3 protein-coding genes are annotated in these 5,581 nt (G+C 73.1%); 1 reads left to right on the forward strand and 2 read right to left on the reverse strand.

Annotated features, from left to right (window positions below):
* A partial coding sequence (locus ACIQOV_RS25095; RefSeq protein ID WP_401052019.1) for an anion permease occupies window positions 1-1,170 on the reverse strand: 1,170 nt, incomplete at its 3' end.
* A 337-nt stretch (window positions 1,171-1,507) separates the two neighbouring features.
* On the opposite strand from ACIQOV_RS25095, the gene ACIQOV_RS25100 reads away from it, so the two are divergent.
* Window positions 1,508-3,061 carry a C40 family peptidase gene (locus tag ACIQOV_RS25100; RefSeq protein WP_401052021.1) on the forward strand — a complete coding sequence of 518 codons (1,554 nt, stop codon included), beginning with the start codon at window positions 1,508-1,510 and terminating at the stop codon, window positions 3,059-3,061.
* Between the two features lie 105 nt (window positions 3,062-3,166).
* Here ACIQOV_RS25100 and ACIQOV_RS25105 read toward each other — a convergent pair whose 3' ends face one another.
* Complete coding sequence (locus ACIQOV_RS25105) at window positions 3,167-5,446, reverse strand: FdhF/YdeP family oxidoreductase (RefSeq protein ID WP_401052024.1); 2,280 nt, start codon at window positions 5,444-5,446, stop codon at window positions 3,167-3,169.
* Window positions 5,447-5,581: the final 135 nt, after the last annotated feature.

A 5,581-nucleotide genomic window follows, 5' to 3' on the forward strand; every position in this document is an offset into this window, starting at 1 on the left:
CGTGGTCGAGGGGGGGGTGGGGGTGTTCGCGGCGGCGCCGGCCGGTGCGACCTCGACCGGGGTGACGTCGACGTCGTTGACGTTGTCCGCGCCGACCGGCTGGCGGCGGGAGATCACCCACATCGCGCCCGCGCCGGCCACCAGCACGACGCCGACCAGGGCGACGCCCCAGCTGCCCTGCTCGGCCAGCAGGGCGGCGCCGCCGGAGACCACGGCGGCGGCCGGCAGGGTCAGGCCCCAGGTGTAGACCATGCGGCGGACCAGGCTCCAGCGCAGCTCGCCCTTCGGGCCGCCGAGGCCGGCGCCCATGATGCCGCCGGAGCAGACCTGGGTGGTGGAGAGGCCGAAGCCCATGTGCGAGGAGGTCAGGATGACGGTCGCGGCGGCCGACTCGGAGGCGAAGCCCTGCGGCGGGCGGATGTCCGCCAGGCCCTTGCCCATCGAGCGGATGATCCGCCAGCCGCCCATGTAGGTGCCGAGCGCGATCGCGGCGCCGGCGGAGACGATCACCCAGGTGGGCGGCAGCGCGCCGTGCGGCAGGGCGCCGACCGAGACCAGGGTCAGGGTGATGATGCCCATCGTCTTCTGGGCGTCATTGGTGCCGTGGGCGAGCGAGATCAGCGAGGAGGAGAAGATCTGGCCGGTCTTGAAGCCCTTCTCGGTGGTCGCGGAGTCGCCCTTGCGGGTGATCACGTACGCCAGCTTGGTGGCGCCCCAGGAGGCCAGGCCGGCGACGAACGGGGAGGCGACCGCGGGGATGAGGATCTTGGTCACCACGGTGTCGAAGTTGACGCCGTTCATGCCGACGCCGACGATCGTGGCGCCGATCAGGCCGCCGTACAGCGCGTGCGAGGAACTGGACGGCAGTCCGCGCAGCCAGGTCAGCAGGTTCCAGAGGATGGCGCCGGCCAGGGCCGCGAAGATGATCTCGGGATGGACGCCGGCCTTCTCGTTGACGATGCCGCCGGAGATGGTGGTGGCGACCTTCACGGACAGGAACGCGCCCGCGAAGTTGAGCAGGGCCGCGATGGTGACCGCGACCTTCGGGCGAAGAGCTCCGGTCGCGATCGCGGTGGCGGCCGCGTTGGCGGTGTCGTGGAACCCGTTGGTGAAGTCGAAGGCGAGCGCCGTGATGATCACAACGGCTACCAGGAACGAGATGTGTTCCATACCCAAACAATCGTCGTAGTTGTCGCACGGACGTTGGTGACGTCGCGACCGTAAGTCTGCTTGGTAAACGGAAGGTGAACTGGGCCGGGAATCGTGGTTCCGATGGTTGACTCGCAGTGACCACTGGATTTCATCAAGGTGACATACGGCGCGCTGAACTGGACATTAGCGAAGAACGCGCCGGTTCGACCCGGTTTGCTGAGAGCTGTCTCACAGGTCCATCGAGAATTAACCTCCCGGTCCGCATGCGCCCTGTTTCCGGCGAGTAACCCGTGGGAGGATCTGCGGGATCCGGGAAGCCGGGACAGGGGCAGTGCGCGGCGGGGAGGACCAGGCCATGGGCGGGGCGGGACAGAGAGCGGAGACGGCACGCGTACGGCCCTGGGTGCGGGCGGCGCTGCGCTGCGGAGCCGTCCTCGCGGCCGCGGCGCTCGCACTGCCGGTGGGCGCCCAGGCCGCCTGGGCCGCGCCCGACCCGGGAGCCGGCCGGATCGCCGCCGACGCCGACCCGCTCGCCGCCGCCAAGGCCACCCTCGGCCCGCTGCTCGACCGGCTGCACGGGCTCTACCAGAGCGCCGAGGCCGCCACCGAGCAGTACAACGGCGCCGTCGCCAAGGCGGCGGACCAGCAGACCGCGCTCACCGACCTCCAGGGCCGGCTGGACCGCCAGCAGAAGCAGGTCGACGCGGGCACCGACATCGCCTCGCAGCTCGCCGCCGCGCAGTACCGCAACGGGGCCGCGTCGGCCTACGCGGAGCTGCTGCTCTCCAAGGACCCGTACGAGGCGGTCGTCATCGCCGAGCTGCTCGCCTCGGCCAGCCGCTCGCAGTCGGAGTTCCTGGACAAGCTGAAGAGCGACCGGGACGCGCTGGACGGGCTGAAGAAGCAGACCGAGGAGGCGCTGGCGACCGCCCGGACGCTGGTCGCCCAGCAGGACGCGGCCAAGGCCAAGGCGTCCGCCGACCTCACGGCGGTCGAGCAGATGGTCTCCTCGCTGACCGGCGCCCAGCGGACCGAGCTGGAGCAGCTGGAGAAGGCCAAGGCGGACGAGGCGCAGCTCGCCTTCCTCGCCTCCGGGGCGCTCGGCAAGGGCGAGCGCACGCCCTCCCAGCAGGGGCGCGCGGCCATCGCCTTCGCGCTGGCGCAGGTGAGCAAGCCGTACCTGTGGGGCGGCACCGGCCCGGACGCCTACGACTGCTCGGGCCTCACCTCGCAGGCCTGGCTGCACGCGGGCAAGCCGATCCCGCGCACCAGCCAGGAGCAGTGGGCGCAGCTGCCGCACGTGGCGCTCAACCAGCTGCGGCCCGGCGACCTGGTGGTGTACTTCCAGGACGCCTCGCACATCGGGATGTACATCGGCGGCGGGCTGATCGTGCAGGCGCCGCGGCCCGGCGCGTTCATCAAGATCTCGCCGATCGGTTCGATGCCGATCCTCGGGGCCGTCCGTCCCGACCCGTCCGGCGCGGCGGACGACGCCGGCGGCGCCTGGAAGGTGCCCGACCTCCCGTCGGGCTGGGACGCCGTCACGCCGATAGCGCCGAGCCCGGCCCACCAGCTGCCGGCCACGCCGGCCCCCGGCGGCGAGGTGACGCCGCCGGCCGTGCCGCAGACGCCGGGCGGGACGCCGACCACGCCGGGCGGCACCGGTACGCCGACCGACCCGGGGACGCCGTCCGGCGGCACGCCCACCTCGACCCCGACCGGCACGCCGACCGGAACGCCGACCGGGCCGGGCACCCCGACCGGGACCGGCACCCCGAGCGGGACCGGCACGCCCACCCCGACCGGGACGGGCACCCCGACGGGGAGCCCGAGCGGCACCGGCTCGGCGACCGCCTCGGCCCCGGGCAGCGCGACGGCCACGCTGCCGCTGGGCACGCCGACGCACTGACACCGCGGTACTGACACCGCGGCACTGACACCGCGACACGCAGGCCGCCCCACGTCACCGGACGTGGGGCGGCCTGCGTGCTGTGCCGCCCGGGGCGGCCGGCGGCTACGCGCCGCTGTCGGGGGCGAAGCGGATCACGACGGCCTTGGAGGTCGGCGTGTTGCTGATGTCGGCGGTGGAGTCGAGCGGCACCAGGACGTTGGTCTCGGGGTAGTAGGCCGCCGCGCCGCCGCGGGCGACGGGGTAGTGGACGACCCGGAAGTGCGGGGCGCGGCGCTCCACGCCGTCGCTCCACTCGCCGACCAGGTCGACGTACCCGCCGTCGGTGAGCCCGAGCTCGTCGGCGTCCGCGGGGTTGACCAGGACCACCCGGCGGCCGCCCTTGATGCCGCGGTAGCGGTCGTCGAGGCCGTAGACGGTGGTGTTGTACTGGTCGTGCGAGCGCAGCGTCTGGAGCAGCAGCCGGCCCGGCGGGACCTCGGGGGCGGTCAGCGGGTTGACGGAGAAGTTGGCCCTGCCGGTCGCGGTCGGGAAGGTGCGGGTGTCCCGGGGGCCGTGCGGCAGGGTGAAGCCGCCGGGGCGGCGGACCTTCTCGTTGTAGTCCTCGAAGCCCGGCACGACGCGGGCGATCCGGTCCCGCAGGGTGTCGTAGTCGGCGGCGAAGTCCTCCCACGGCACGGTGTCCTGCGGCCCGAGCACGGCGCGGGCGAGCCGGCAGACGATCGCGGTCTCGGAGAGCAGTCCGGGGGCGGGCGGGCGCAGGCCGCCGCGCGAGGCGTGCACCTGGCCCATCGAGTCCTCGACGCTGACGAACTGGGCGCCGCGCGCGGTGACGTCCCGGTCGGTGCGCCCCAGGGTGGGCAGGATCAGGGCGCGGGCGCCGGTGACCACGTGCGAGCGGTTGAGCTTGGTGGAGACGTGGACGGTCAGCCGGCAGCGGCGCATCGCGGCCTCGGTGACCTCGGTGTCCGGGGTGGCCGCGACGAAGTTGCCGCCCATCGCGAAGAAGACCCCGACCCTGCCGTCGCGCATCGCGCGGATGGTGTCCACCGAGTCGAGGCCGTGCTCGCGCGGCGGCTCGAAGCGGAACTCCTCGCCCAGCGCGTCCAGGAAGGCGGCGGTGGGGCGTTCGAAGATGCCCATCGTCCGGTCGCCCTGGACGTTGCTGTGCCCGCGCACCGGGCAGACCCCGGCGCCGGGGCGGCCGACGTTGCCGCGCAGCAGCAGGAAGTTGACGACCTCGCGGATGGTCGGCACGGCGTGCTTGTGCTGGGTGAGGCCCATCGCCCAGCAGACGATGATCTTCTCGGACTTCAGCACCAGCTCGCCGAGCTCTTCTATCTGCTCCCAGGGCAGTCCGGTCGCGGCGAGCACCTCGTCGCGGTCGGTCCCGCGCGCCTGGGCCTCGAACTCCTCGAAGCCGTAGCAGTGTTCGGCGACGAAGTCGCGGTCGACGCCGTCCCGCTCCAGGACGATCCGGTTCAGCGCGCGAAACAGCGCGAGGTCGCCGCCGAGGCGGATCTGCAGGAAGAGGTCGGTCAGCTTGGTGCCCTGGCCGGCCAGGCCGCGCGCGTGCTGGGGGTTCTTGAACCGCTCCAGGCCCGCCTCCGGCAGCGGGTTGACGCTGACGATCGTGGCGCCGGCCCGCTTGGCGCGCTCCAGCGCGGAGAGCATCCGGGGGTGGTTGGTGCCCGGGTTCTGGCCGGCCACGATGATCAGGTCGGCCTGGTAGAGGTCCTTCAGGCTGACGCTGCCCTTGCCGACGCCGAGCGTCTCGGTGAGCGCCGAGCCGGAGGACTCGTGGCACATGTTGGAGCAGTCCGGCAGGTTGTTGGTGCCGAGCCGGCGGGCGAACAGCTGGTAGGCGAAGGCGGCCTCGTTGCTGGTCCGGCCGGAGGTGTAGAAGGCGGCGCCGTCCGGGGTGTCCAGGGCCCTCAGCTCCTCGGCGATCAGCGCGAAGGCGTCGTCCCAGGAGACCGGCGTGTAGTGGGTGGCGCCCTCGTCGAGCAGCATCGGCGCGGTGAGCCGGCCCTGCTGGCCCAGCCAGTAGCCGGAACGCCCGGCCAGGTCGGCGACCGGGTGGGCGGCGAAGAAGTCGGCGTGGACGCGCCGCTCGGTGGCCTCCTCGGCGACGGCCTTGGCGCCGTTCTCGCAGAACTCGGCGGTGTGCGGCTTGTCCGGCTCCGGCCAGGCGCAGCCGGGGCAGTCGAAGCCGTTCTGCTGGTTGACCTTGCGCAGGGTGGCCAGGGTGCGGCGGGCGCCCATCTGCTCGGCGGCCATCCGCAGGCTGTGGCCGACGGCGGGCAGTCCGGCGGCCGCGTGCTGGGGCGTGGACACCTCGGGGGCGTCCTGCGCCGGGTCGCTCTGCGGGGCCTGCTTGGCCATGGCCGCTCTCCTCGGGCTCTGCTGGGTTCGCACCGCCGCGTTCGCGCGGGGATTCGATTCCATCCTTCCACCTGGCCGGGGCCCGGGGGACGACCGGGCGCAAAGCGCCCGAACAGCATCGGGCGCCGAGTTCGA

The organism is Kitasatospora sp. NPDC091257, assembly GCF_044757675.1.
GTDB lineage: Bacteria > Actinomycetota > Actinomycetes > Streptomycetales > Streptomycetaceae > Kitasatospora > Kitasatospora lactacystinica.

Coding starts and splice junctions, on each gene's coding strand:
- ACIQOV_RS25100 (WP_401052021.1), top strand. CDS start 1,508: ATGGGCGGGGCGGGACAGAGAGCGGAGACGGCACGCGTACGGCCCTGG.
- ACIQOV_RS25105 (WP_401052024.1), bottom strand. CDS start 5,446: ATGGCCAAGCAGGCCCCGCAGAGCGACCCGGCGCAGGACGCCCCCGAG.